This window comes from Xanthobacter sp. NM-25 (genome assembly GCF_022138605.1).
Lineage (GTDB): Bacteria > Pseudomonadota > Alphaproteobacteria > Rhizobiales > Xanthobacteraceae > Xanthobacter.
This window is the reverse complement of sequence record NZ_JACBFS010000001.1, coordinates 11,036-35,309: the sequence shown is the minus strand read 5'-3', so window position 1 is coordinate 35,309 and position 24,274 is coordinate 11,036. Positions and strand designations below refer to the sequence as shown.

General features: G+C 67.6%; 33 protein-coding genes. 3 read left to right on the top strand and 30 right to left on the bottom strand.

All coding sequences use genetic code 11. The annotated features are described in order from the left end of the window. Window positions 1-287: 287 nt before the first annotated feature. The 25 genes from MEU52_RS00205 to MEU52_RS00085 all read right to left on the bottom strand — a co-directional run bounded on the left by MEU52_RS00205 (window position 288) and on the right by MEU52_RS00085 (window position 16,350). Window positions 288-1,232 carry a phage head morphogenesis protein gene (locus MEU52_RS00205; RefSeq protein ID WP_238121968.1) on the bottom strand — a complete coding sequence of 315 codons (945 nt, stop codon included), beginning with the start codon at window positions 1,230-1,232 and terminating at the stop codon, window positions 288-290. Continuing rightward, window positions 1,232-2,683, bottom strand: coding sequence for a hypothetical protein (locus tag MEU52_RS00200; RefSeq protein WP_238121969.1), 1,452 nt, complete (start codon window positions 2,681-2,683; stop codon window positions 1,232-1,234). Before MEU52_RS00200 ends, MEU52_RS00205 begins: the two co-directional genes overlap by 1 nt. A 2-nt stretch (window positions 2,684-2,685) precedes the next feature. Further along, entirely contained in the window at window positions 2,686-4,038 is a 1,353-nt protein-coding gene (locus tag MEU52_RS00195; RefSeq protein WP_238121970.1) for a terminase large subunit domain-containing protein, read from the bottom strand. Then, on the bottom strand, window positions 4,035-4,586 hold the full coding sequence (locus tag MEU52_RS00190) for a phage protein Gp27 family protein (RefSeq protein ID WP_238121971.1): 552 nt from the start codon (window positions 4,584-4,586) through the stop codon (window positions 4,035-4,037). The genes MEU52_RS00195 and MEU52_RS00190 overlap by 4 nt, the downstream gene beginning before the upstream one ends. Continuing rightward, complete coding sequence (locus MEU52_RS00185; protein ID WP_238121972.1) at window positions 4,586-4,894, bottom strand: hypothetical protein; 309 nt, start codon at window positions 4,892-4,894, stop codon at window positions 4,586-4,588. The genes MEU52_RS00190 and MEU52_RS00185 overlap by 1 nt, the downstream gene beginning before the upstream one ends. Beyond that, window positions 4,891-5,211 (bottom strand): DUF2730 family protein, encoded by a 321-nt coding sequence (locus MEU52_RS00180; protein ID WP_238121973.1) that lies wholly within the window; start codon window positions 5,209-5,211, stop codon window positions 4,891-4,893. Before MEU52_RS00180 ends, MEU52_RS00185 begins: the two co-directional genes overlap by 4 nt. 58 nt (window positions 5,212-5,269) lie before the next feature. Further along, window positions 5,270-6,649: a peptidoglycan-binding protein gene (locus MEU52_RS00175; RefSeq protein WP_238121974.1), complete on the bottom strand. Its 1,380-nt coding sequence runs from the start codon at window positions 6,647-6,649 to the stop codon at window positions 5,270-5,272. 98 nt (window positions 6,650-6,747) lie between these two features. Further along, entirely contained in the window at window positions 6,748-7,128 is a 381-nt protein-coding gene (locus MEU52_RS00170; RefSeq protein ID WP_238121975.1) for a hypothetical protein, read from the bottom strand. Continuing rightward, window positions 7,121-7,378: a hypothetical protein gene (locus MEU52_RS00165; protein ID WP_238121976.1), complete on the bottom strand. Its 258-nt coding sequence runs from the start codon at window positions 7,376-7,378 to the stop codon at window positions 7,121-7,123. The genes MEU52_RS00170 and MEU52_RS00165 overlap by 8 nt, the downstream gene beginning before the upstream one ends. Further along, window positions 7,375-7,779, bottom strand: coding sequence for a hypothetical protein (locus tag MEU52_RS00160; protein ID WP_238121977.1), 405 nt, complete (start codon window positions 7,777-7,779; stop codon window positions 7,375-7,377). Before MEU52_RS00160 ends, MEU52_RS00165 begins: the two co-directional genes overlap by 4 nt. After that, window positions 7,772-8,095 (bottom strand): hypothetical protein, encoded by a 324-nt coding sequence (locus MEU52_RS00155; RefSeq protein ID WP_238121978.1) that lies wholly within the window; start codon window positions 8,093-8,095, stop codon window positions 7,772-7,774. The genes MEU52_RS00160 and MEU52_RS00155 overlap by 8 nt, the downstream gene beginning before the upstream one ends. Next, window positions 8,096-8,701 carry a regulatory protein GemA gene (locus tag MEU52_RS00150; protein WP_238121979.1) on the bottom strand — a complete coding sequence of 202 codons (606 nt, stop codon included), beginning with the start codon at window positions 8,699-8,701 and terminating at the stop codon, window positions 8,096-8,098. After that, complete coding sequence (locus MEU52_RS00145) at window positions 8,698-9,384, bottom strand: DUF7168 domain-containing protein (RefSeq protein ID WP_238121980.1); 687 nt, start codon at window positions 9,382-9,384, stop codon at window positions 8,698-8,700. The genes MEU52_RS00150 and MEU52_RS00145 overlap by 4 nt, the downstream gene beginning before the upstream one ends. Then, window positions 9,381-9,998 carry an MT-A70 family methyltransferase gene (locus MEU52_RS00140; protein WP_238121981.1) on the bottom strand — a complete coding sequence of 206 codons (618 nt, stop codon included), beginning with the start codon at window positions 9,996-9,998 and terminating at the stop codon, window positions 9,381-9,383. Before MEU52_RS00140 ends, MEU52_RS00145 begins: the two co-directional genes overlap by 4 nt. Beyond that, the gene (locus tag MEU52_RS00135) at window positions 9,995-10,243 is read right to left on the bottom strand and encodes a hypothetical protein (RefSeq protein WP_238121982.1); all 249 of its coding nucleotides are present in this window, start codon (window positions 10,241-10,243) and stop codon (window positions 9,995-9,997) included. Before MEU52_RS00135 ends, MEU52_RS00140 begins: the two co-directional genes overlap by 4 nt. Before the next feature lie 10 nt (window positions 10,244-10,253). Next, window positions 10,254-10,925 carry a DUF3164 family protein gene (locus MEU52_RS00130; RefSeq protein WP_238121983.1) on the bottom strand — a complete coding sequence of 224 codons (672 nt, stop codon included), beginning with the start codon at window positions 10,923-10,925 and terminating at the stop codon, window positions 10,254-10,256. After that, on the bottom strand, window positions 10,909-11,244 hold the full coding sequence (locus MEU52_RS00125) for a hypothetical protein (RefSeq protein WP_238121984.1): 336 nt from the start codon (window positions 11,242-11,244) through the stop codon (window positions 10,909-10,911). The genes MEU52_RS00130 and MEU52_RS00125 overlap by 17 nt, the downstream gene beginning before the upstream one ends. Continuing rightward, a complete protein-coding gene (locus MEU52_RS00120) occupies window positions 11,241-11,510 on the bottom strand; it encodes a hypothetical protein (RefSeq protein WP_238121985.1) in 270 nt (89 codons plus the stop codon). Before MEU52_RS00120 ends, MEU52_RS00125 begins: the two co-directional genes overlap by 4 nt. Beyond that, window positions 11,507-11,857 (bottom strand): transcriptional regulator, encoded by a 351-nt coding sequence (locus tag MEU52_RS00115; protein ID WP_238121986.1) that lies wholly within the window; start codon window positions 11,855-11,857, stop codon window positions 11,507-11,509. Before MEU52_RS00115 ends, MEU52_RS00120 begins: the two co-directional genes overlap by 4 nt. A gap of 29 nt (window positions 11,858-11,886) precedes the next feature. After that, window positions 11,887-12,426, bottom strand: a complete 540-nt coding sequence (locus MEU52_RS00110) for a MarR family transcriptional regulator (protein WP_238121987.1) — start codon at window positions 12,424-12,426, stop codon at window positions 11,887-11,889. Between the two features lie 14 nt (window positions 12,427-12,440). Further along, window positions 12,441-13,181, bottom strand: a complete 741-nt coding sequence (locus tag MEU52_RS00105) for an AAA family ATPase (RefSeq protein ID WP_238121988.1) — start codon at window positions 13,179-13,181, stop codon at window positions 12,441-12,443. 11 nt (window positions 13,182-13,192) lie between these two features. Beyond that, window positions 13,193-15,286 carry a Mu transposase C-terminal domain-containing protein gene (locus tag MEU52_RS00100; RefSeq protein ID WP_238121989.1) on the bottom strand — a complete coding sequence of 698 codons (2,094 nt, stop codon included), beginning with the start codon at window positions 15,284-15,286 and terminating at the stop codon, window positions 13,193-13,195. Then, on the bottom strand, window positions 15,283-15,735 hold the full coding sequence (locus MEU52_RS00095) for a hypothetical protein (RefSeq protein ID WP_238121990.1): 453 nt from the start codon (window positions 15,733-15,735) through the stop codon (window positions 15,283-15,285). Before MEU52_RS00095 ends, MEU52_RS00100 begins: the two co-directional genes overlap by 4 nt. Window positions 15,736-15,737: 2 nt before the next feature. Further along, window positions 15,738-16,133 (bottom strand): helix-turn-helix domain-containing protein, encoded by a 396-nt coding sequence (locus tag MEU52_RS00090; RefSeq protein WP_238121991.1) that lies wholly within the window; start codon window positions 16,131-16,133, stop codon window positions 15,738-15,740. Further along, window positions 16,123-16,350, bottom strand: coding sequence for a hypothetical protein (locus MEU52_RS00085; RefSeq protein WP_238121992.1), 228 nt, complete (start codon window positions 16,348-16,350; stop codon window positions 16,123-16,125). The genes MEU52_RS00090 and MEU52_RS00085 overlap by 11 nt, the downstream gene beginning before the upstream one ends. Window positions 16,351-16,485: 135 nt before the next feature. On the opposite strand from MEU52_RS00085, the gene MEU52_RS00080 reads away from it, so the two are divergent. Further along, a complete protein-coding gene (locus tag MEU52_RS00080) occupies window positions 16,486-16,707 on the top strand; it encodes a hypothetical protein (protein WP_238121993.1) in 222 nt (73 codons plus the stop codon). 8 nt (window positions 16,708-16,715) lie between these two features. Further along, window positions 16,716-17,291 (top strand): hypothetical protein, encoded by a 576-nt coding sequence (locus tag MEU52_RS00075; protein WP_238121994.1) that lies wholly within the window; start codon window positions 16,716-16,718, stop codon window positions 17,289-17,291. Window positions 17,292-17,534: 243 nt separating this feature from the next. Here MEU52_RS00075 and MEU52_RS00070 read toward each other — a convergent pair whose 3' ends face one another. From MEU52_RS00070 to MEU52_RS00060, 3 genes are all read right to left on the bottom strand, one after another. Next, window positions 17,535-18,515, bottom strand: coding sequence for a hypothetical protein (locus MEU52_RS00070; protein WP_238121995.1), 981 nt, complete (start codon window positions 18,513-18,515; stop codon window positions 17,535-17,537). 127 nt (window positions 18,516-18,642) lie between these two features. Next, window positions 18,643-18,819: a hypothetical protein gene (locus MEU52_RS00065; RefSeq protein WP_238121996.1), complete on the bottom strand. Its 177-nt coding sequence runs from the start codon at window positions 18,817-18,819 to the stop codon at window positions 18,643-18,645. Further along, window positions 18,816-19,121 carry a helix-turn-helix domain-containing protein gene (locus tag MEU52_RS00060; protein WP_238121997.1) on the bottom strand — a complete coding sequence of 102 codons (306 nt, stop codon included), beginning with the start codon at window positions 19,119-19,121 and terminating at the stop codon, window positions 18,816-18,818. Before MEU52_RS00060 ends, MEU52_RS00065 begins: the two co-directional genes overlap by 4 nt. A gap of 253 nt (window positions 19,122-19,374) precedes the next feature. Here MEU52_RS00060 and MEU52_RS00055 point away from each other — a divergent pair, with 253 nt between their 5' ends. Continuing rightward, window positions 19,375-19,881 carry a helix-turn-helix domain-containing protein gene (locus MEU52_RS00055; protein WP_238121998.1) on the top strand — a complete coding sequence of 169 codons (507 nt, stop codon included), beginning with the start codon at window positions 19,375-19,377 and terminating at the stop codon, window positions 19,879-19,881. Window positions 19,882-20,431: 550 nt separating this feature from the next. Here the strand turns inward: MEU52_RS00055 and MEU52_RS00050 are convergent. Both MEU52_RS00050 and MEU52_RS00045 read right to left on the bottom strand, forming a co-directional pair. Beyond that, window positions 20,432-21,685, bottom strand: a complete 1,254-nt coding sequence (locus MEU52_RS00050) for a hypothetical protein (protein ID WP_238121999.1) — start codon at window positions 21,683-21,685, stop codon at window positions 20,432-20,434. 11 nt (window positions 21,686-21,696) lie between these two features. Beyond that, window positions 21,697-24,153 (bottom strand): TonB-dependent siderophore receptor, encoded by a 2,457-nt coding sequence (locus MEU52_RS00045; protein ID WP_238122000.1) that lies wholly within the window; start codon window positions 24,151-24,153, stop codon window positions 21,697-21,699. Window positions 24,154-24,274 lie beyond the last annotated feature (121 nt).

Genomic DNA, 24,274 nt, shown 5'->3' with positions numbered 1-24,274 from the left:
GAATGCGCTGGGCGGGCAAGAGAGGGTGTGAGGTGCTTAGCCCGCCCCACGCCATCAAACGCCCGCCTACGGCCTCGCCTCGCGATCCGCGGGGGAGGCGGACAGGCCGCCGCCGGGCGACCGTCGAAGCACTCAGGTGCATCGTCCGCAGCCCACGCCAGCGGCGCGCCCCGAAACCAGGTTACCGACCCAAATATAACTCGCACCGCGGAAATGTTGATAGGGCCGCGGCGTCCCGCGCAACGCGATGCGATCCGCAGTCCATGCGGCGGAGATGCCGGCGGCGCTCATGATGCTCGGCTCCTGCCGGGCAACAGCGCCTGCGACGCGATGGGTGTCGCCGCGCGCACCTCCTCCACCTGTCGCGCCGCGGGCGAGGTCGCCAGCTCCTGCGCGCTGTAGGGGCGCGGGCCAGGCGTCGAGACCCGCCAGTGGCGCATGTATGGGAGCGAGGCACAGCCGCAGTTGATCCGCTCACCAAGCGGGATGGAGGGGTCGCGCGGCTTTGGGATCTCCAGGCCGCCAACCATAAACGGCTGATCCACATCCACGATCTGCCCATCCGCAAGATCGTGGGTGATGCGCGCATGGAGCTTTCCGGATCGGCGCCACTGCTTTTGTAGTCCGGCAACGCCGGCTGCCTTGGCCTGCTCCATGCGCTGCTGACCAGCCTCGGAATAGACCGTCCCCAGCTCGTCGCGCACGATCCGCCGCGCCCGGCCGGCGGACGTGTCGAGCAGCTCGCCAACCTGGCGCGCCGCCTCGAAGGGACTCCTCAGGCCGAGCGCCGCCTGTCCGATCTCTTGATTAATGCGGTTGACCGCCGTGGTGGAAATGTCGCGGATGCGGTCGGCCTGGAACGACCGCATGGCGATCAACAGCCGGGCATCCAGCGCCGGCAGCTGGCCCGACAGGTCGATGCCGCCGGCCGCGAGCGGCTGCACCACCAGGTCGGAGCCCGCCAGCCAGGCGCGGTCCAGCCCCCTGGTCAGCACGTCCGTCGCCCCGCGCTCGAACAGGTCCATAGTGCGCCGCACCTCGACGGAGAGATGGCCGAGGCGCCAGCTCTCGAAGGACGAGGGAGTCCCGGCCAGTGCCGCAAGGATGCCGGTGCGGGCCTGCTCCAGCCACACCAGCACCTCGCGGACCGTGTCGGTCTGGATGAGCACCGAGCGCCGCAGCTGCTCGCGACGCTCCCGGCGGAATCGGCGGGCCCGCTCTTTGTCGTCCATTACGCGCCCGATGCGGTGGGCGGAGCGCCTGGCGCGGCCGCGTCATCATCATCCGGCTCGCGCTCCTCGGCCGCCGGTGGCTGGCGAAACACGTCCGCCTCCTCACGCTCCCCCTTCGCGCGGCGCGCGGCCTCCAGCTCGGCGGACGCATCAATCTCCACCCCGAGCTTGCCGGCGATGCCGGCAATGAGCTTGACGGCGGTCTCCTCGGTCATGAGGCCGCGGTCGACAGCGGAGGCGACCGCGGCCACCAGCTGGGCGAGGGCCTGCGCATAGCGCGAGACATCGACCGATTGCATAGGCGGGAAATCCGCCCGAGGCCGCATGGATTCCGGCAGCACCTTCGTCGCCCGGCCCGTGGCCGCGAGCCGCGCCCGGATGACGTGTCGCGCCTCCGCCTCAATGATCGCCTGCCACAGCAGCTGGCGGCGGCGAAAGACTTTGTAGGTGGGCTCGTCCATCTCAGCCGCGGTCGCCCGATTGACGTCGCCGCCGCCGCCGTACCAATGCTCGGGGATGGTTGCGCCACCCAGCACCTCATTGCGTACAACGCGCAGGGTTTCGGAGGCGTCCGCGGCTTCGAGCTTGGGGGAGATCGACTCCCACTTTTCCGCGTCGTTGTGCACGCGCACCGACATTGGCGACGGAGGGGCAATATCGCCGGCGCGCTTAGCGACCTCCTCCGGCGTCGCGCCGTTGAGGGTGACGTCCCAGATCGCCGTGCGCAACGCCGCCGCGCGTTCCACTTCACCAAAAATGAGCTGGGTGTAGGCGTCCGCAATGTCGATTGCGGACAACAGGTCGGACCGGCCGCGCCGGCCCGTGAGCAGGTCGTTCACGCGCCAGAAATGGCAATCGCCTGCGGTCATCTGTGCGCGTAGGGCGATCGCGGGAGACAACAGTAGGTCGACATCCTCGCCGTCGAGGATGATGCGATAGGTCCGCTCCTCGCCGCTCCCGTCCCGCACCTTGAGGCCGATGGGCAGGGCGGCGTTGTCGGGATCGACGATCACCTCCGTGATCGCCGTGGGGTCTATGGCCCCGTGCCGAATGAGACCACCCGGCCCCGTAAAGACGACGATGACCTGCTCACCAAACAGGGCCAGCTCCCGCACCCGCTTCTCAAGGTGGAGGTCGAGCCGGGTGATAGGGTCGCCCCACCAGGCGTCGAGCCACGCCTGCGCCTCGTCATCTTCGCAGGTCACCTGGATCCCATCCCCCAAGATGAATGCGATGGGCAGCTCGATCAACCGGTTCGCCAGGCGGTGCTGCTCCCAGGCGTGGTGCGCCAGCTCCTGCATGCGTCGCTGGGTGGTGGGCTTGAGATCGCGCTCGGAGGTCGAGAGTGGACGCCACCCCTGCTCGCCCGACGCCTCTACGGAGCAACCGGCGGGCTCGGGTCCGGCCGCAGGTGCTACCCCCGTGAAAAGCCCTTTAAACCACCCAAACATGATCATCTCCCGCGGAACAAATGCATCGGCCGATCGGCGATCAGCCGCCCGCGACCAAAACCGCCCACGGGCCGCACGAGCGGTGACGGCGCGACGGTGACGCCGGCCGGCTCCACCAGGTCGCTGGCGGCATGGATGCCCAAAAACGCCGCCCAGGTACGATCGGCATGATCATCGTCGCGCTCGGCCACGAACCGCGGGGCGCCGGTGGCCGAGGCGATCTTGCGGAGCTTGTGCAGGTCCGAGCGCAGGGCCACGTCGCCGGCCGGAATGCGCACGGTGCGATCCTCAAACCGCTCCTTACCCGCCGTCGCCAGGATCAGCTTGTTGGGCGGCGTGAACAGCACCCCTTCCACCCGCGATCCCCAGCGGCGCTGCGCGTCCTCCACCGGGTTTTCGCCCATGCCGGTCTGGTCGATGCAGGCCCGTGCGACGCGGTAGCGCTCCATCACGTCGTTGAATGCGTCATCCATAGCCCGGAAGGTGGCGCGCTTCTGGGTGACGATCTCCCGGCACCAGAGCACATCACCCACCTGCTCCCACACCCATATGACATGCAGGTCATGCCGCCGGCCGATATCGCGGCCCACGAAGCAGGGCCCGCCCTGATAAAGCGCGGGGTCACCGGCGGCATCTTCTTCGACCGACGAGATGAGGTCGTAGGAGAGCCAGGCACTCGCCTCGTCGAGCCACTTCAGCTCATATTCCTGGGACCACAGGTCATCGTCGGCGAGCCCGGCGCGCAGCTCATTGATGTTGCGTGGCAGTCCATCCGCTACGGCCTGGTAGATGTCGACCACATGCCGCGACCACACATCGTCAGCGGCAGTCATGATCTCATAAAACTTGTTGCCCTTGCCGTTGGGCGTGGATGTCACGCGCAAGCGCAGTCCATTTTTTGAGATGATGGGGTAAAGGGCGCCCCAAATGGCTTTGGAGTCCTTGTGGATCGCGAACTCGTCGAGGAAGACGTTGCCGGAGAAGCCGCGGGCGGTGTCTGGGTTGGCGGGCAGCGCGATGACGCGCGATCCATGCGGGAAGGTGACTTCGAGCGCGTTGTGCTTGCCCTCGTCGCCCTGCCACTCGTAATCGTGAGCTTCAAAGCCGAGCCGATAGGCGGCGGCGTGACGCTTGATGCCCTCATTCATGGCCTCGCGCGCCTGCCGTTCGCCTCGCGACAGGATCACCCATAGCTTCCGACGCCGCTGCACCGCCGCCGCATAGCAATCATCCACAATTTCGAGCGTCGTCGTGAATGTCTTTCCGCTCTGGCGTGAGAACATCCCCGCCTTGAATCGGCTCTTATCCTGGAGCCAGCGCTTCTGATAACCGTGGAGCGGGACGGCGGGCGTCATTCGTCGAAGATCCCATAGATGTCCTCGCGAACCTTCCGCAGCACCTCGGCGCCATCCAGCGGCGCGGCCCCATCCATCTCGCTCGCGATCTTCTCCACGGCCGCACGGGCCTGCTCGGCCAGCGACTTCTTCAGCGTGAGCAGACGGTCCTGGTCGGACTTGGCGGCGGTCGCCAGGTTGCGCAGCGTCTCGGACAGCAGCTTGGCGCTCTTGGGGTCCATGGTGACCGGGTCGCCATCGGCCCCCGCCATCAGCTCCATGACCGAGGCGTGGAGCGCGGCGATGTTCATGCGCGCCACGCGATCGTCCGTGCCCTGGTCCTCGAAACGGGCCATGATCTGCTCGGCGGCGGCGCGGCTGTTGTGCAGCCGCTGGCGCACCACGTCGAACTTCTTGATGTACTCGCCGAGCCCGGAGCGCCCCACGTCGGCCTCAAGCTCCCGCAGCTTGCCGAAGATCTCGTCAATGGTGCAGCCCTGCTCCCGCAGCCGGCCGATCATGTCGCGCAGCTCGGCGGGCAGGCGGTCGACCTTGGAGGGCCGGGCCATCAGGCCACGTCCGGATATTCGATGCCGGGGATGGGGTCGAGGCGCCGCGCGAGATAGGCGAGGCCCCTCTTGCTCAACACCAGCGTCTTCACTCTGCCCTGGTAATAGTCGACGGCGATGAGGCCGGCGGCCTCCAGCGCGGCATGATCCGCCGCCACCGCCTCGACGGAGGCATGCCGGCCGCGAAATCCGAGCTGGTGCAGGCAGGTCAAAAGCAGGCTTTCGTTCGCCGCGCCCTCGTTTTCGTGGAGCACCCTGAGGGTGGCGAGCCGCCGCGATCTGGCGGTGTCGTCGGCGTATCCGCTCATGCCGCGTCCCCCTTGATGAGCCGATCCTCGACACGGGTCAGGGCGCGCGAGATTGAGGTCAACTCGCGCTGCGAGCCCTCCATGGAGCCGGCGATGCGCGCCACTTCCTGGCGCAGGTCGGCCATATCCTTCGCGGTCGGCAGGTGCTCCAGGTCGGCCTCGATCCGCAGCGTGCGGCGGTCGATCTCGCCAATCTTGCCGCCGACATCGTCCTCAAGGCGTTTGATGTCCTTGGCGCGTGCGGCGGCCTCGGCGCGGACATCGTCCTGCGAGGCCAGCCCTTTCTTCGCGGCCCATAGGAGCCAGCCGTAGACCATGGGCACCGCGAGGGCGAGTGCGGGCCACCACTCCTTAAGCCACTCAGGCATGCCACCCTCACATCAGCCGCGCGTCGCGATAGGCGTCGACGGTGGCCGTCTCGGCCCGCCCCGAATTGCGCCAGACGACATAGGAGACGCCGACGACGGCCAGCGCCCAGGCCCACAGCGGCACGGCGCCAAGCATGTCCTTGAGCGGCGAGAGCTTGTCGGTGGCGACCGAGATATTGTCGACCAGCCAGACCAAGAAGGCGAAGCCGGCGGCGACGAAGCCTTGCCCCTTCGCCCAAAGCCGCGCCGACCGCGCGGCCGTGACGCCCGGAACCTTGGCCGCCACCTCGGCCACCGTGGCAAGGGCGCGGGTCGCCGCGATCTCACGCGGCTGCGCGCCGGCGAGCGCCACCAGGAGGTCCGGGGTAATGGTCGGGTCGAGAGGCAGATCATTGTCAGCGCGAAAAGCGAGGATGCCAGCGCGCGTGCGAGAGCCAGCCTCACCATCCACATTGCCGACCTCCGCATAACCCAGCTCGCGCAGCCGCCGCTGCACGCTCTTGATCGTCTCTTCCGAGGGCGCCGTCGCGGACGGCGTGGGAGGATCGGTGCCGATCGCCGTTTTGCCCGGCAGCGCCGCGACCGCCTTGGCGATGGCATCACAGGTGTCTTCCGAGGGCTCGCCGGTGGGCTCCAGCCCCAGCTGCACCTGAGCGGCGCGCACTGCCTTCATCGTCCGGGCACCGTAGATCCCATCCGCACCCGAGGGGCCGAGGCCGAAATGCAGAGCGAGGAGGTTGTTCTGCAGGGCCTTGACCTCGGCTGCACCGAGAGTCATTCGAGGAGCCAGCGCCCGCTCGCACGGCGGGCGCACCAGGGCGTCCAGCTCCATCAGGCGCGCCAGCAGCACCATGGCGCCCGCCTGGCCGCTAACGAGATTAGAGTCCCACGCCCCGTCAGCCGCGTACTTCCCGTGGGCGTAGTGGTTGGAATAGCTCCACAGGTAGGGGCTCAAGACGCTGGAGTGATAGAGGCGATACCCCCACCCGTTGTAGCCCTCCAGCTCGTAAGCGATGCGCTCGACGCTCCAGTTGGTGACCTCGTCGAGGCCGTCGTAGTCGATCGCGTCGATCGCGCTGACCTCCCAGCTAAAGGGGGGCGCGCCGCTCACAGGGCGGCCGCGCGGCACCTGCTTGGTGCGCGCCGAAAGCGGGTCGCCATTGTGCAGATGGGTCCCGAAATCGAGACCTGCCTCCATGGCGTGGATGATCCCGACCACGTACCACGGCACGCCGGTCGCGGCCGCGACGGTCGCGTAGCGGCTCTTGTTCTTGGCGATCTTGCGGGCAACGGCATCGACGCGGGCAGCCTTGTCCGGGCGCACCGTCATGTTGATCCAGAGGCGCGCATATTCGGGCCACAGGGACGAAAAGGATGGGCGAGCCATGGGGCACGTACTCCGGCGCAACGCGCCGACGGGCGCGCGATCGTGCCAAAGCATGGCGTGCGCGGGCGCCGGGATCTAACCCCAAGCGCTTGGCTGGCTCAGAGCAGCGTAAGCTGGTTGCCGATCGGCGTCTTGCCGCTTTTCGGTTTCTGGCCGCGCACCCAGGCGGCGACAGACACATCGGATGCATGCATCCGCCGCGCAATGTCGTGGATGCCGAGACCACGCGCTGTGTGAAGGTACTGTGCGATCCACTGCTTGGCGAGAGGCACCCGCGTGGCACGCCCCACCTCGCGCTGCAGGGCCTGGACGCCATCCAAGCCAACCAGATCCAGCGCCCGCGACCGCTGCCGCTCGCGCATCGAAAAGCTCATGGGCGCCCCGCCAAATGCGAGCAAGAAATCAACGGCCCTGTCGAGGCCGAGCGCCCGGACGTAGGGCGCCACGTGGGCGGGGACCGGAGGCGCGCCATCACTCATGGCGCACCCCCTCTGCTTGCTGAGCCTCGGCGACGGCTGAGCGATCTCCACGGATGACGGTGACGACATGGCTGCCGCGCAGGATGTAGCGGAGACCGTCCGCCACCACGCCGACCGCGCCGGCGGCAACGGCCGCGCGCACACGTGTCGCGATGTCGCGCCGCACAGCCTCCACGTCAATGCCGAAGCGCCGCTCCAGCTCGCGCAGGACCGCATGGTCCGAGACGGTGGGTGACGGCGGGCGGCTCATAGACCGGCCTCCTTCTCCCAGGCCGCCCACGCTGTTTGCTCCGCCGCGCGGGCGCGCTTCGCCTTCCGCTCCGCGTAGATCCGGGACGCTTCGAGGCGGAGGACCTCGTCCTGTGCGGCGATATAGGCGCGCTCGGCGCTCCGCCATTTCGCAGGGGGGGCATGAAACGCGGCTTGTGCGGCATCGAACGCAAGGGACCGCTGTTCGACGGCATCCATCCAGGCGGCCCACGCATCCTGCGCCGCGCGCTCGCAGCGAAGCGCCTCCGCGCTCAGGCTCTCATGTCGCGCGCTGAGGAGATCCGCCCGGCGCACGCGCATGGCAAGCCCCGCGCGCCTGGCGACGGCGAGCAGCTCCTCACGGGTGAGGTCGTCGAGCGTGGTCGGCAGAGCGTCAGCCATGGGCACCTCCCAGGTGCGCCGCGATCCGCGGCAGCCATTCGTCGGCGCGGGCCATGCCGTCATCCACCGAGGCCACATATTCGGAGACCGGGAACCCGGACAGCGCCGGCCACTCGATCACCAGCACCAGGCGCCCGGAAATGGCCGACTGGAAGATGCGTGCGGTGACGCCACCGGGCGCCGACCCGATGCGGGAGGCGTACCAGTAGGGCCCGCGTTCCTCGGGCCTCGCCCACGCGAAGGACGCGGGGGAAGCCCCCTTGTCGATTTTCGGCACCGGGTCGGAAGCGCTGAAAAGGTCGGTTTGAAGGGCCATTCAATCCTCCTTCGGCACGCGCTTGAGGGCGCGGCGAAGCGCGGCGCCACCGGTGCGGATGGCGGCATCGATCTCGGCGTCGGAGAGTTCGCCGATGGAGCGCGCCGGCACGTCGACACCGAGGGCCGCAAGGCGGCGCTGTTGGGCCGCGAGCACCGCGATCTTCGAGGCGCGGGCGCCGCCCTTGCTGGGCCAGTGCACGTCGGCTGCGCGGGCGAGCCAGGCCTTGATCGCATCGACGGCGCGGGAGGCGTCTGCGGCGTCATGGAGGAATCGGCTGTGGTCGAGCCCGGTCTGGCGCCGAACGAAGGCGTGCAGCGCCGTGTCGCGCTTGTCCTCGACAACCCCGAGATTCCAGGCGCTGAGCCACAGCACCTGCAGCTTGGCCCGGTAAGGCCCATCGGCCCGCCCCGCAGCCCCGGCCCCGCCCTGAAGGTCGTTGAGCCGGTTGATGACCGAGACCGCCTCGCCGGCGGTCAGCTCGCGGCAGGAGCGCTTGCCCCCGGCCACGGCCGCGATCATGTCCCGCCGCTCCGCCTCATTGAGGCCAAGCCGCTTGCTGGCCGCATGGATGGCCCCAATCTGCCCGCTGCTGATCGCGATCATGAGCGACCTCCCTCAATGGCGAGGGGGCGGACGTCCTTGCCGGCGATGCCGTGTGCGATTGTGACATCGCCACCGGCGGCGTACCCCGCGGCGGCCGCTCCATCGAAACGTGGCTTCCGCAGCTTCGAGCTCATGACAGTAGTCGAGGTATGCCGGGTGCGGCATGCACCAAGTGCCTCAGCCTGCGCCGCATCGCTGATTGTGGCCGCGAACATCTCCAGGAGCCGCGCCCGCAGGCGCACCACCATGCCGCTGGCGAAGTCTGTGAGTGCCGCGCGGCGGGTCTTCGTGGTGCGCCGGCGCTTGTATTCCTCCCCCTCTTTGTAGCGCCGGGCCTCCCGCAGCACCGCGCCCACCAGCACCTCGTACAGATAGGCGGCCACCTCCGGCCCCGGCGCGCGGCCGATGAACTCCACCTGCCGATCGGCAACCATAAGTACCGCGTGCGTGTTGGTGGCCCGCATCACCGAGGCACAGATGTGGGCCCGCCAGGCGGAGCGCGTCGTCGTCTCGGTGGCGCGTTCCGCCACCATATCGACATCCGCGTCGGAGAGGCCGGCCTCAGCCATCAGGCGCGCAGCCATCTCCGCTGCGGCAAGCGCCTCGGCTTCCGAGCAGCCGGATGCCACCACTTTCGCCCGCAGCTTTTGGATGCGGGCGCGAATCTTGTCGGCCTCGGTCATACGTCGTCCCTCCTATGCTGCTTGGGGTTCCAGGTGTCGTGTCCGGGCCAGGGCTCGGGTCCGCTGAACAGGTCGGCGCAGAAGCTCTCCGGCCTCAGCTGCGCGAGCATCTGCCGGGCTTCGTCCGGCTTCTGGCTGTGCGCACGGCGCGGGGACTCGATAAGATTGCGGATGCTGCGCGACCCGATGCGCGGCGCGCCGATGGTGCCGAGGATGAATGGCTCCGTCGCGCTGCGCAGGATGTATCCTGTCCCGAATGCGCGCTTGCCGGAGCGGGTGGTTTTGGTCCACGAGCCACCTGTCTTGTAGGCCACTCCCCAGGCGGAAAAGCATCGCAGCGCCGACGGCAGCTTCGGCCAGGTCACCCAGCACCAGACGAGACAGTCCCCGGATGCCAGATGGCCGATCGGCAGCGCGGCGATATCGTCGTCGCACATGGTCTCGTAGTGCGCTTCGGGTGCCTTGCCGTAGCCGCTTGCGCCGTACATCTCGTACGACCAGGGCGGGTCGAGTAGCAGCCCGCCGTATTTGAGCGGGGTGAGGGATCCAAAGGGCCAGCGGCTCATCACCCCCCCCGCATTGACGGCTGCCGACAGGTCGGCGGGCGTGATCACGACGCGGCCGCCAGCGCCCGCGCCACAGTGCGGCGAAAGCGCATGAGGATACCCAGAGCCTCCCTATCGTCCGCCTGGGCCAAGTGGGGGACGAACAGGGTCTCCCCATCCCGATCGGCTGCTGCGCCGATCACGCGACGCAGCAGCGCTTCATCCGGCTCGTCGACGATGATGAGCCGACTCGTGGGTACCCGATGGGAGACGGCGATCGCGCCGGCACGATCTGTATGGGCGAAGTATGTCATGCCGCCCCCCTCACGCCTTGGCCATATGGATCGAGATGGTGCTCCACTCGTCGTCTGCCGTTGCGCGCTCCTGGAAGTGGAAATAGGCCTTGGAGCCGACGACCCGGATGCTGTCGCGGATAGCGTCCATCGCGCGCTGCCACCGTTCGTCCTCGATCGCCACGCGCAACAACATGAACAGCTCGGCGCGATTGACCTTGCCCTCCTTATCCACCTGGAAGGCGCGCTGCACGATCGCGCGAAGGTTCTCGGAGGAGCCGGCGGCCCATTCCGTGAGGCACTCGTCCACCAGCTTCTTAGCTGACTGCAGCTCCGGACCGAATTCCAGCAGGTCCGCCATCTTGAGCGTCACCTTCAACGTGCCGTCGAAACTGGTGAGCGTCACATTGCCTTTCTTCCCGCCGATCTTCGCGCCGTACTCCTGGTCGACCAGCGCTTGGAACGAGCTGACATCCTCAACGCAATGCTTTTTGAAGCGCGCGACCTGGGCCGACAAATCGCGGGCATAGGCGATGATCTTGCGCACCTCTTCATCCATCAACTTGTCGATGACGTCGACTTTTCCAACTGGGACGAGAGCATGGGAGGAATCGCGCATGTATTCTTCGCCGTGCACGACGATAATCGGCGAGGCGATCTCTATAGCGGCGGCGGGCCGCATGCAGTCACTCTGCGTGTCCATCGGTCTGCTCCTGATTGAGAGGGGCTTTAAGAGGGGCTTTAAGGGTCACGTAGCCGTAGGCGGCCAGCGCGTTGGCGAGGTCGTTGTGGGCGGCCAGCACATCAGCTGCGACGAAGAAGTGGGTCGCGCGGTCCCGCGATAGGGCCGCGAGGTGGTTGGCGGCCATGAGCGCGATGGCGTCGAGGGCCTGGAGCCGGTCCGCCATGGCGAGGATGTCGTCGACAGACACCCCGGTGGCGGCGCGCCGTGGTGCGCCGCTGGTCATGATGTGGGTCGCCACGGCCATGGCATCGCCCGGCTGCGCGGCCGCGGCGCTCATAGGCCACCCGCCATCAGCCGGCGCACCGCACGGTCGGCCCATGTGCGGCCCATCGACTTACGCAGATCCCGCCAGTCCTCCTCCAGGTCGAAAGGCACCCAGTTGGGCACGATGACCGCACCACTGATGTCGACCCCCGCCTGCCGGGCGGCGGCATAGACTGACTTTTTGGACAGACCGCTCGCTGCGGCGATCTCATCCACGTGGAGCCCATTCACCGCCAACTCACGGATGCGGGCCACTTGGGCGCTACTCAAGGATTTCATGGCCGGTCCTTTCCGCGCGAGAAGTGGGGACAGCCCGCGCGGCAGGCGCGGTGCATGCGCAAGGCTACGGGGGACGAAGAGCTGAGTGGGCGCGTCTGCCAGCTCATGCAGCGATCCCGCCCGATCTCGCCCAGCTCGCGACAGACCACCGTCGCCCCCATCAAGGCGCCGCGAATGCGCTGCTCAATGCCGTCGAGGCTGGCGGGGTACCTGTTGCCCAGCACCTGGCACACCTGGGAGCCGGAAACGCCGATGCGCCGGCCGACAGCGGCCTGGCTTTCCAGTGCGCAGGCATCCGCGAGGGCGACGATGTAGTCGGGCGGCTCATTGCCCCATCCGCTCCGCATGCGCGTATGGGGATCTGCTGCGGGAGGCCTCATGACGCCCCCCTGAACTGCTTACGGTTGGGGTCCCACACGCGCCCGTCCAGCTTCGGAATCGGCGCCAGCGCACCGGGATCGTCGACCAGCAGCCAGCGCTTGAAACCATTGGACGTAGCAGCCTCGCCCGGCTGCCGGCGCAGCTCCGAAAGGTATCCGGCCCGTTGGAGCGCGCGCACATAGCGGCGGGCATTGGCATTCGTCGCCCCCGCCAGGGCTTCGAGCCGTGCGAGGTCGAATTTCCTGGCCATCCGGATGGCCGACCACATCTTGTCGCGGATGGTCCTGCGCTTCGGCCGGCGGGCTGCGACGGCGATGGGGCCGCGCGGCCCGCCGGTAATCTCCTCGCCGGCGGCAAGCGCGCGGCGCCCCTCCGACGACAGCGTGAAGCAGCCGCGCTCCAGGCGGTCGACCCAGCCACGCCGGACGAGCTTTCCGCAGGCCTCGCCAATATCGTGCCGCGAGCAGCCTGATCGCTCCGCAAGCTCGGCCGTGGTCAGGCACGGACCCGGCTCCAGCAGCCGGACGACATCCATTTGTCGCGGGGCCATCAGTCGGCCCTCACCGTGACCGACTTGCCGGTCACACGATCGGTGAGGAGGACCTGCCCCTCCATGTCGGCGAGCGTCACCATCCGTCCCAGGCGCCGGCCGACACGCTCGATCGAGCCGATGCCTTCCAACACCTCGCGGGCGAAGCCGTTCGACGTCTTGTGCAGGTGCGCGGCGAGGTCATCCGCGACCTCGCTTTCGCAGCGCGCCGCGATCAGCCGCCGGGTATCCTCCTGCGTCAGAGCCGTGAAAGAGACCTCGGCGGACACGCGGGACGAGATCTGCTTGTAGCGGGTCAGCGCCTTGTTGAGCCGCCCCATGCCTACCAGGATCACCGGGACCTCGACCTGGTCGGTGATGTCGCGCAGCGTCTCCATCATCTTTTGCGAGCTGACGATGTGGTCTGCCTCGTCGATCACGATAGCGTAGGGCACCCCGGCGGCCCGGGCCGATTCGGAGCGCCCGGCGAGCACCCGCACCGCTTGGCGGTACATTTCCTTGAACGTGCGGTCCGGCTCGGAGCCGATGCAGTCGAGGAGATCTTCCAGCATCCACCGCGATGTCCATTCGCGCTTGGCGCGGATGATCGGCAGGTCATTCTGGATGGCGAACCACTCGGCGGTCGAGGTCTTGCCGCGGCCCGGGTCGCCCTCCACCGTCATGAAGCATTTCTCGATCGCGGCGCGGCTTTCCACGCGCTCGTAGCCAGACAGGAACTTCTGGACGTTGGACGTGACCACGAAATCGTTTCTCAAAGGGCTTTCTCCTGGGACGAAAGGGGCTTGAGCAGGCAGGTGAGGGCGGCCGGATCGACGTCATCGGCCTGCAGCCGCAGGCGGAAGGTCGATGAGCGCATGCGGTCGAGCAGGTGGCGCGCGTCGTGGCCCGTGATCTGATCCGCATGCGCGATCAGCCATTTCGCCATGTCGACGTCATCGCCGAAGTTCGGGCGCCTTGCGGGGTCGGCGGGGGCGTTTTCGGCCACCACCGTGAGGATCGGCGAAGCCGCAGGCAGCGCAGCAATGGCAGGCTCTTCCCCCGAGGCGGCGAGTGTCAGCGTCGGCGGCTGGGCTTCCTCGGCAACCGCGAGGCGCTTGCGCTCGACCCGTTTCAGCCGGTTTTCAACGCGCTTTTCATGGGCCTGCTCAACCACGGTGCGCGGGAAATAGGAGACCGAATTTCCGTAATAGGTCGCGACGCAGATGAACTGTTGATTTAGCGTCGAAACCCACACTTTCGATGCATCATGGATGTCATAGGCGACGAGCACATCCCGCTCGTGGAACTCTTCCAACTCGACGGCGAAGTAACGGTTGGTGAAGATCTGGATTTCAGCGCGCATGACACGCCGCTTTTCCTGCGGGCGGAAATCCGCATCGTCCGCATCGACGATATCGGGAGCCCACCCTTGCGCCACCCAGGAGGCCCAGCATTCGTCGGGCGACATATGCCGCTTGCGGCCCTGGGCATCGGTGACCTTGGGCAGCGCGCTGTGCGGGCGCGCATTGTAGGCGGCCACCTCACCGCCCATCCAGGCGATGAAATCGGGCCAGGATTGCAGCAACCGGCTTGATCCATAGGCCTCAAGATCGGCGGCGACGGCCTTGTCGACGCGCTTGCGCGCCTCGGTGTCCATGTCCGTGCCCACGTAAGAGGGCAGAAGGCGCGCGGCCTCGATCCAGGTCTGGTGGTGGCGCTCAATCACGCCGCGCGCCTGCGAGCGATAGGGCAGGCCCGTGTGCTTCTCCACATCGAAGCGGGCGAGCAGGCCCGACATGCGATCGTCGAACACGGCGTTGTTGAAGCCGGAACCACGGTCCACATACCAGATGTCCGGCACGCCTGACGTGGCGAAGGCATGGCGAAGCGCGTCGATGGTCCCGAAGGTGTTTTCGGCAAGGCCGACCGACCAGCCGACATTGCGGCGGGTCACCACGTCGATGGTGGACGTGATCTCCGGCCGGAACGGCTTGCCCGTGAGGGGATGCGCCGTCATGGCGTGGTGCGTGTGCCCATCCGTGACATAGACGGCGGTCGGCCACAGCTCCGACACGTCGCGCCGCACGAAGGCCTTCATCTGCCGCAGCGCGCGCGGCCCCATGCGGCCCCGTTCCCGGGCCAGGGCCGGCACCTTGGCGATGGTCCATTGGATGGTGCGCACCGCCGGCAAGGCAATGTCCGGCCGCGCCTTCGCGCATTCACGGGCGGCGATCGTGATCGAGGGTTTCGACGGCAGGGCGTAGAAATCCATGAAGTCGGAGAGCCAGGCCGGCGGCACCACCTGCTCGCGAGGGCTGGGGGCGGGCGCCAGTGCCGAAGCCTTGCCTTCGGATGCCTCGAAATCCTTGATCCAGCGCCACAATGTGCGCGCGGAAAGCGCCGCGCGCTCGCCCTTCTTGGCGCTCGCCGCCTGCACGGCGTCCTGCAGCTCGGGCGCCAGGGTGCCGGCATTGCCCTCGGCAACCAGCAGTTCAACCGCCCGCGTCTTGCCGCCCACGCGGGCCAGCCGCAATACTTCGCGCACCAGCACAAGGCGCGCATCCATGATCCGCCGCTGCCAGTCCTTCAGCTCGGCAACACTCTGGCGGGGCGCCTCGGGCGCGACGGCGGGGACACTCGCCGGGCTGCGGATGGCGACAGCCCGGCCCATCTGCCGGCGCACATACTCATCGCGCGCCGCCGTGGGCAGCGCGGCGATGGGGTATTCCCGGCCGCCGCCTGATGCGGCGCGCTCACGGGAGGGCCAGCCTTCGCGCCCAGCCTTTTCGCTGATGTTGCGCCCGGTCGTCGGCAGCCCCGGCAACTTGAGCTCCGCGATCTCGCGGGCGGTGAACCATTCCTTCATCGCCCGCCCCCCTTGTAGCGGGCCGTCAGCGCGGCCTTGCGGCGGGCGATCTCGGCCTCGCGTTCCTCAAGGAGGTGCAGCTCGATCAGGTCTGCATATTTGGCCGGCACGACCACATAGCCGTGCTGCTCCGGCAGCCATCCTAAAAGGCTCATGTCGTCGGTCACCTCGATCAGCGCCGCGAAGGCATCGAGCGGAATGCGGTTGCTCGTCTTGGCCGGGCTCGCCCAGGCATCGAGCGTGGACAGGCTGACGGTGCGGCCGAGCACTTCGCTCAGTGCGGCGGCGATCTCGCTCCGGTCCCGCCCTTCCAGGGCGCGCTTGATGAGCCGCGCGATCACCAGATCCATCGGCCCGCGCACATCCTCCGGCGCCGGGGCCACCGCCACCTGCGGCGGCGCCCAGTCCGAGAAGATGTCGAGCGTGGATGTGTCGCGGCGGCGCGCCATGGTCAGTCCACCTCCGGCACGGAAGCAGGGAGCAGCTCGGCGCGAAGCCGTGCGCGGTCGCCATCGGCCAGGAACCACCCCCGGCCGGGCTGATTGCCCACATGCGCCCCCTGGGCGGCGAGCTTGCGCCGCGTCTTCCAGATCAGCACGTCGATGGTTTTTTCAGCCGGCTCATCCTTGCCATGGGTGGTGTAGATCGCCGCGATGAGGGCATCGCGGCTGATCAGGGGCCGCAGGATCAGGGCGAGCGTAACGATCTCCTCTTGGCGCGCGAGCCCCCACGCCGGCGGCGTGCGCAGCGGCGGCGACAGCAGCTCCCGGAGGTAGGCTACCTCGGCGCGCAGGGCATCGTTGTCCGCGCGCAGGTTGCGGATTTCGTCCAAGAGGCTAGCGGCCATCGGCAGCCTCCTCGAACAGCTCCGGGCAGCGCTCGCGGATCACCGCCTCATGCTGGGCAAGCCACTTCAGCGAGCGGTGAGCCGCCTCGATCCGCTGCAGCCGGAAACCATGCTCGGATGCGCGGATCTTCATCACCCGCGCCATGCGCGGATAGACATCCGTCCGCAGGCTGGCGACCTCTTCCACCTGCTGGCTGAGGGAGATCTGCGCCATCATGGCTCTCCCCCAGCCGGCCCGCTTTCTGGCCGCGTGCGAATATGCCAACCTTGCACGCGCAGAGTGCTGGCGCCGGCCTGTTGCAGCAGGCCGGCGCCGACCATCACCGTGCGGAAGAAGCACACGGAGACGATCATGAGTGACAAGAAAACGCCAGGTACCCAGGTGGTGACCGGGCACCTCACCGAGGCCGACATCTCGATCCATTCGGTGGGGCCACGCCCCGCGCCGAAGAGCATCGTCCTGACGGAGGGGATGGGGCCACGCCCGGCACCGCAATCAGTGGCCCACCCGCAGAAACCAGCCCCCGCCAGCCCGGCGCCCACCGCGAAGAGCGGAGGTGCGGGCGAAAAATAGAGGCCGTCATGGAACCGTTGACCGCGCCGGAGCTCATCTTCCACGCTGTCCGCAATGCGCAGTACCACACCGCCCGCCGCCGGAGCCTGGAGCGCTGGAACCGATATGCGACGGCCCTTTCCGTGCTTCTCGGTGGCGCGGTCATGGTGGATGTTGCCGGCAAGGCCGGCCTCGACATCGTGTGGATCGGCGCCGCGACGGCCGTGGTCGGCGTTGCCCAGCTCGTCTTTGACTTTGCTGGCCGTGCCCGCATCCATGAGACCTTGCAACGGCGCTACTACGACCTGCTCGCCGCCATGCGTCGCGCCGTCGCGCCCGACACTGCAGAGCTCGCCGAGTGGAATGCCACTCTGGCGCAGATTTACGGCGACGAGCCGCCGGTGGAACCCATCGCGGATGCCATCGCCTACAACGCGGCCGGGAATGCGCTCGGCATGGAGGCGAGCGAGTCGCTGGTCATCCCGTTCCGGCTGCGGTTTTTCGCGCTGTTGGGCGCTGGCGCCAGCCACCGCTTCGAGACCCGAGCCGAACGGCAGGCGCGCCGCGATGCCCGGCCATGGCTGCTGCGCTGGTGGCCATGCTGATCGCGTGGCTACGGTCGTCACCCGATCCAGTCGAGTTCTGATTTCAGCCGGTTTGAAGGCTCCTTCAAAGGAGCTGAGATCAATGGCGCGCATCATCTCGCCCTCCCCCGGAAGTGAGCGGGCGCGCGGGGCCCGGCTTAATCAGGGAGAGGCGCGCGCTGCCAATGTTCCAGGAGCGATCCGAGTTTGTGGACGCGATCCTGGTATCAGCGGGCGGCACCGTGAACGGTGTATTCCACACCATCACTGACCCCCGTGGGGGCAAGAGCTGAGGCCGCAGACCTCTAGGCGGATGCGGTCGACGACCGCCTTACCAAGGCGACTGGCACTGGATCTCTCGCCCTCTGACGCCAGCGCCCGCACCACCTCGCCCTCATCCCAGAGATAAGGGCCGCCCGTGGGCTCCTTCGGCGCCTTGGTGGACACACCACCGGTCTTGGCCGACATACACTCGCCCATGTTGGCGACCGACGAGGTGGCGCCAGGCGTCGCGGCTTTGGCCAGCCCCTCGGCGGCCTCCCGCAGCCGATAGCCCCGCGCATCGGCCGGGCTGTACCAGTTCAGGTGGCCGCCAGCCTCGACCAGCGCAGCCGCGGCATCCTCGACGCTGTCATAGATGGCCCTGGTCTGCGGGTCGTGGGTTTCGCCGGCATCGTGCATGCTGTCGAGCAGCCACTGCATCGCCGCCTGCAGGCGCATGCAGCGATCGTGGCCGGCCTTCGTGATCACCCCGAGGATCTCGACGAAATCTTCGGCGCTGGCCGGCAGCGTGATGGGGGTGATGGAGGCGCTGTGACCGGCCGCCGCGAACGCGGCTTGAACCTCCCCCCAATCCGCCAGCCACCGGTCCATCTCGACGCCGCGAACGTGATAGACCTGCGGCACCGCCGAGCCGGCGACGCCATAGCAATAATTGGAGAGGTCGACCCGCTCCGCCGGCTGCGGCCGCAGATGGATCTCGGCCGGCAGCGCGCGCCACACCGGAGCATGCGGCAGGCCGGCGGCGGGGCTCTGGCGCGTCAGGGCATCCGCGAGCACTTCGGCGAGGAACTCCTCGCCGACCCAGGCATCCGCCCGGAAATAGCCGGGATCTGTCATCGCCACCCGGATCAGGCCGGCCGGCCCCTCGACCGACGTCATCTGCAGCGTGCCGGTGAAATAGACCACGCCTTCCGGGGTGCCCTTGGCTGTGTGGCAGATCAGATATTCCATCTGTGCGCTCATGCGTTTGCTCCGGAGACGGAAAGGAGGAGGACAAGGAGGACGACAAGGGCGAGCCCAGCCGGGAGCAGCGGGACCCCATTGCGGCCGAGTACGAAGGCGGCGTATGCGATGATGAGCGAGGTCCAGCTCATCGGCGGGCCACCAGCACGACGATGCAGAAGAGCGTCGCGGCGAACAGCGTCGCGGCGACCACGAGGAGCGTCTGCAGCGAGCGCGCGCGGATCTCGGCGAGCCTGTGCGCGGCCAGATGGATGGGGTGGCGGTTGTCCGCGGCATTCCGGCGGGCTGACAGGCGCGTGGTCATGCGGCCACTCCGCTGTCAGTGGAGGGGGTGTCGTTTTGGCTGGTGCCACAAATCTTGTTCAGGCTAGTTTTGGCCCAGGGTGTCGGGTGCGCATAGCGGTCCGGCCAGATCCGCTCGGGGGCAACGCCGAGAAATTTGGCCAGCGCGCGTTCTCCGCGAATATTCCGGTACCGGAGCGCGGCGCTGCAGGCGCCAGGCTCCAGCCCGGCCGCGACGGAGATCGCCCGCAGGGTCGCCCCGCGCCGATGTACCTCGGCCTTGATCGAGTGCCTGTCCCACCGGACGGGCGCCGTCTTGGTCATCCTCAACCCTCCTGAGGACCGGCCCTGCCAGGCCGGTTTTTTCGGGGCTTCGCTCGCCAACTATCGAGCGAATATTCGTGCTGCTGGTGGTGAAGATGGCTGAAATCTGCACATCAGACAAGCTGCATTTTGCGCATCCATCCTGCCGTTGCGCAGATGTGTGCAACTTTCGGCGCATGTCACTGATTGTAATTGGCATTTTTCAGCATGGATGCGCATCCATGCTGATTGCGATCTCATCCAGGCTACCCAAATGAGCATGGATGCAGAGGCAAAGATTGGCGAGCGCTTGCGAATCGTCGCGAAACGATTCGGGGGCATCGGTGCGCTGGCAGACGCCACTGGTACGGCTCGGCGCACGGTCGGGAACTACTTGGACGGGACCCACGAGCCGAAAATTTCATTCCTTCTGGCAGTTTCCGGCCTGACTGGCGCCTCACTCGATTGGCTCATCACGGGTCGGGAGCCTGCTGCATTTGAAGAGCCGGTGGAGCCCACCGTGGCGGCGACACCGGCTACCATCGACACCGAGTTCATGGGGCAAGTGGGGGAGCTGGTGGAGATCCTCTATCGGCAGGAAGGTGCGCGGCCCTCCGCGCGAGAGCTGGTGCAGGTGTCCGGGCGCCTCTATGGCGAGGCATACCGGATCAGTGCGGACGCTGCCGAGCGCCTCGGAGCCGTTAAGCTCTTGATCGAGCAAGAGCGCGCGGTGCTGCGTGCTGCGGCCGCCAATCCGGCCAAGAGCAAATCCTCGGCCTGATCCTGGTCAAGCTCCTCCTGTTGCCGCTCCCGCTCCGCGAGGCGGCCGGCGCCCTGGCGCTCTTCTGGGTATTGGGATGACGACGCACTGGCGCGCAAACGCCCGCCAGTGCTGCAACCAGCGCCAGCGAGATCAATGATGCGTCGAAGTGCGTTCAGCCCGGTGGCGCGCCGCCGTGCGCGCAAATCCATGGCTCATCGGCTTCAAAAGCCGGCCCCAACGGCGCCGCCCAGGCGTTGGATGTCAGCAAGTCTCACCCCTTTAAGGTAACCGGGGATGACACCATTCGCGCTCTGCGAGCGTCAAACCGATCTCGCTCGCATCGTTAAGGGCGACTGCTAAGAGACATTGCGCAGCGCTGCGAACGAGGTCGATCACTGCCAAATCAGCAATCTCGGGAGACTTCTGCCGGGCACTCTCGAATGTTCGCGAGTTTCAATGCCTTATCCGGCTATCCCCGCCGTAATCCGACTTACTCCGGCTCTGCCATCCTATCTTGCGGTTCACACGGAGGGCGCCAGGGCAGCGTCGGTCATGATCGTTGGCCTCGTCAGGGAGAGGGGGGATCGCGCAGCAGCCGGTCGTCGCGACCGGCGCGCGCCGCCAGCACCACCCCCAGCAGAAGAAGTGGCATGACGATGTAGAAGGCGGTCCAGCCCATGACGGCGACGGCTTGGCCCGCCACGATGGCCGCGAGGGTGCTGACGAGGCGGGCGATGCCGAACAGGGTGGTGTAGTCCGTCGCTGGCTGCGGGCCGGCCGCCCATCCCAGCAACAGCGCCGCGAACACCACGAAGATGCCACTGCCGCCGGTTCCCGCCAGCACCGCGCCGGTGATGGCGATGCCTTCGTGTTGCAGCACGAATCCGGCCAGCAGGGCGACCGCGGCCAGAAGGCAAAGGGCGGTGAAGGCGATCACCGCCGCGCCGCCGCCCCATCGGCGCATGAGCGCCGCCGCCATCGCGGATGCGGCCAGCATGCCGATGGGGGCCAGCACACCCACGGTCCAGCCGATCCGCTCCAGCGGCACCCCCAAGTCCACCAGCATGATGCGGTTCAGCCCGGTGAAGGCGAAGGTGGCGCTGGAGATGGCGCACAGGGTCAGCAGTCGCCGGACCATGCCGGGGCGGTGGAACAGGGCGAAAAGGCTCGGCGCCGCGCGGCCGGCGCGGTCCACCTTGCGGTCGATGGCTGGCAGCAGCACGCTCGGCAGCGTCACCAGCGCTGCGACGCCGGCGAGGGCCGAGAAGGTGCCGAGCCAGCCGATGTGCGCGAACAGGCCGATGAATACCCCCCCGCCAAGGATGGCACCGAGCGCGAGGCTGGCGAGCTTGGTGGCGGCGGCGGCGGGCCTCAGGCCGGCCGGTACCACCTCCACCGTGAGGGCATCGAGGCTGACATCCATGGTGGCGGCGGCCACCGAGATACCCACCGCCAGGGCCAGCAGCACCGGCGCCGGCAGGGTGGCGCCAAGCCCGATGGCGAGGAGGCCCATGACCACCAGCCCCTGCATGGCGACGATCCATCCCACCCGTGGCGACAGCCAGGGCAGGGACCAGCGGTCGAGCGCCGGCGCCCACAGGAAGGCGAGGCCGAACGGCAGGTAGAGCGCGAGGATCCAGGCGCTGGCGGCGATGCCGAAACCGGCCGCCCGCAGCACCGGGGGCAGCCCCCCCTGGGCGAGGCCCGCCATCATGCCGTAACTGAGGTAGAGGCCGCAGGCCGCGATGAGGATGCGCGCCGCCTCGCGCCGTCCGTGGACGGGCGGCGCGAGGTTCGTCGGCGGGCTTGCCTGACCGGTCACGCGCGGGCCCGTCACCAGCGGTAACGCAGCGTTGCCAGCACGGTGCGCGCCTTGCCATAATTGCAGAAATTATAGGCTTGGCAGGTGTAATAGGTGGCGTCGAAGATGTTGCTGGCGTTCACCTGCAATTCGGCGCCGGTGAAGCGCGGGCTGAGGCCTTTCAGATCATATTTCATCATGGCGTCCACCAGCGTGTAGGCCGGCACCTCGAACGGCACCGCGCTGGGATTGGTGACCGCCGGCACATAGCCGCCCACCGACGAGCCGACATAGCGCACGCCGCCGCCGATGCCGAACCCCTGGAGCGGCCCGTCGCGCAAGGTGTAGTCGGCCCAGAGGGAGGCCATGACATCGGGCACCGCGACCGGGCTTTGCCCCAGGTCCGCGGACAGCGAGCGGGTGATGGTGGCGTCGAGCAGGGTCAGCGAGGCGACGACGTTGAGCTCTTCGGAAAGGGAGGCCTTGGCCTCCAGCTCCAAGCCGCGGGAGCGCACCTCGCCGGTCTGGTAGCGCAGGGTCGGCGAGGCATAAGTGGTGACGTTCTGCTGGGTGATCTCGAACACCGCGGCGGTGAACATGGCATTGTAGCCGGCCGGCTGATACTTGATGCCCAGCTCATATTGCTCACCCGTGGTCGGCTGGAACGCTTCGCCGGTGCTGCTGGTGCCGGCAACGGGCAGAAACGAGGTGGAGAAGGTGGCATAGGGCGCCACCCCATTCTCCCATAGATAGGTCAGCCCGACCCGACCACTGAAGGCGCTGTCGTTCTGGTCCGTCACCGTGCCGGTGAGATGGCTGGTGGTGGAGATGTCGACCCAGTCGTAGCGGCCGCCGGCGGTGAGCAGCCAATTGCCCAGTCGCAGCTGGTCCTGCGCATAAAGGCCGGTCTGGCTGATGGTCTGGTTCTGGTCGCTCAGGGTGTAGAGGTTTGTTGGCCGCGCCAGACCGTAAACCGGATGAAGATAATTGATGGACGCCGCCGCGCCGTAGTTCTGAACCTGGCTCCAATCCATATACTGGTAGTCGAGGCCGAAGATCATCTTGTGGGCGATGGGCCCGGTGGCGAACTGCGCTTCCAGCCGGTTGTCGAGCGCGAGGCCGTCGAGCGTCTCGTCGGTGGCGAGGGCGTAGCGGTTGATGGTCGAGAGGTTGGTGGCGAGGCTTGCGGTGGACAGGCTCTCGGTGCTCACGCCGAGATGGGTGTAGCGCAGGTTCTGCTGGAACGACCAGGTGTCGTTGAAGCGGTGCGCAAACTCGTAGCCGATGCTGGCCTGCTCGCGGTCGAACTCGGAGAAGTTCGGATCACCTTCAAAGAAATTGCGCGGAATCTGTCCGTTCGGATTGGGGCTGACGGTGCCGACGGTGGGCAGAACACCGTAATAGCCGCCTTCCGGATCACGCTGATAGTTGGCGAGCACGACAAGGGTCGTGTCGTCATTGGGGCGCCACGCGAGGGAGGGCGCGATGGATACCCGCTGCTCCTCGGTGAAGTCCACCTGAGTGTTGCCCGTATAGGCGACGCCGGCGAGGCGATAGAGCAGCTTGCCTTCGGGGTCGGCGGCGCCACCCAGGTCGAACGCCGTCTTGTAGTAGTCGAAGCTGCCGATCCCGACGACGATCTCCCGAATGGTCTCTTCGGTGGGGCGCTTGCTCACCATGTTGACGAAGCCGCCCGGCGTGCTGGCCCCGTACAGCATGGAGCTCGGACCCTTCAGAACTTCGATGCGCTCCAGCAGATAAGGATCGATCTGGGGAATGGCGTAGCCTGAGCCGCGCGACAGCCGCAGCCCGTCCAGGAACAGGATCGGGTCGGTCGGGGATCCGAAGCCGCGGATGTAAGGCATGTCATAGCGAGTGGCGGAGCCCCGGACCTCGGCGATTACGCCCGGCGTGTAGCGCAGCGCTTCCACCACGTTCTGCGCGCCCTGGGTTTCCACCTGGTCGCGCGTGACCACGGAGACCGACTGCGGCGTCTCGATCAGCGGCGTGTTGGTCTTGGTGCCGACGTCGGTGCGGGTGGCGACGAAGCCGATGGTGCCGTCGCTCTCCACCTGCAGCGTGTCGAGGAGAATGGCGCCCTCCGCGCTGCCCGACGCGGTGGCGTCGGGGGCGAGGATGGTGACCGAGCTGGCGCCGGTGAAGCGATAGGCGAGACCGGTTCCAGCCAGTAGTCGGGACAGCGCCTCGCCGCGGGTCAGCTCGCCGCTCACCGCGCCCGAGCGCAGCCCCCGGAGCCGGGCGGTGTCATAGAACACGCGCACGCCGGCGTGCTGGGCGAAGGCGAGAACGGCCTGGTTGAGATCCTGGGCCGGGATGTTGAAGGCGAGGCGGGCATTGCTGGCGGCGCCGGCAGAAACGCGCGCCTCCTGTGCCTGGAGCGGCTGGCAGGTGAGCACGGCCAGCGCGGTGACCAGGAAGGCGGGCGAAAGCGCCCGGTGCTGCCGTCGATGATGCTGCCGTCGTGCCATGACTCTGCCCGTCCTCGTCCCCTGTGGCGGCGGGCGTTGTCACGCTCCGCCATGCCATGTCGCGGAAGAAGACGTGCGAGCCGGCGGATCCGGTAACGCCGCGTCGCATTTTTTTGGTCAG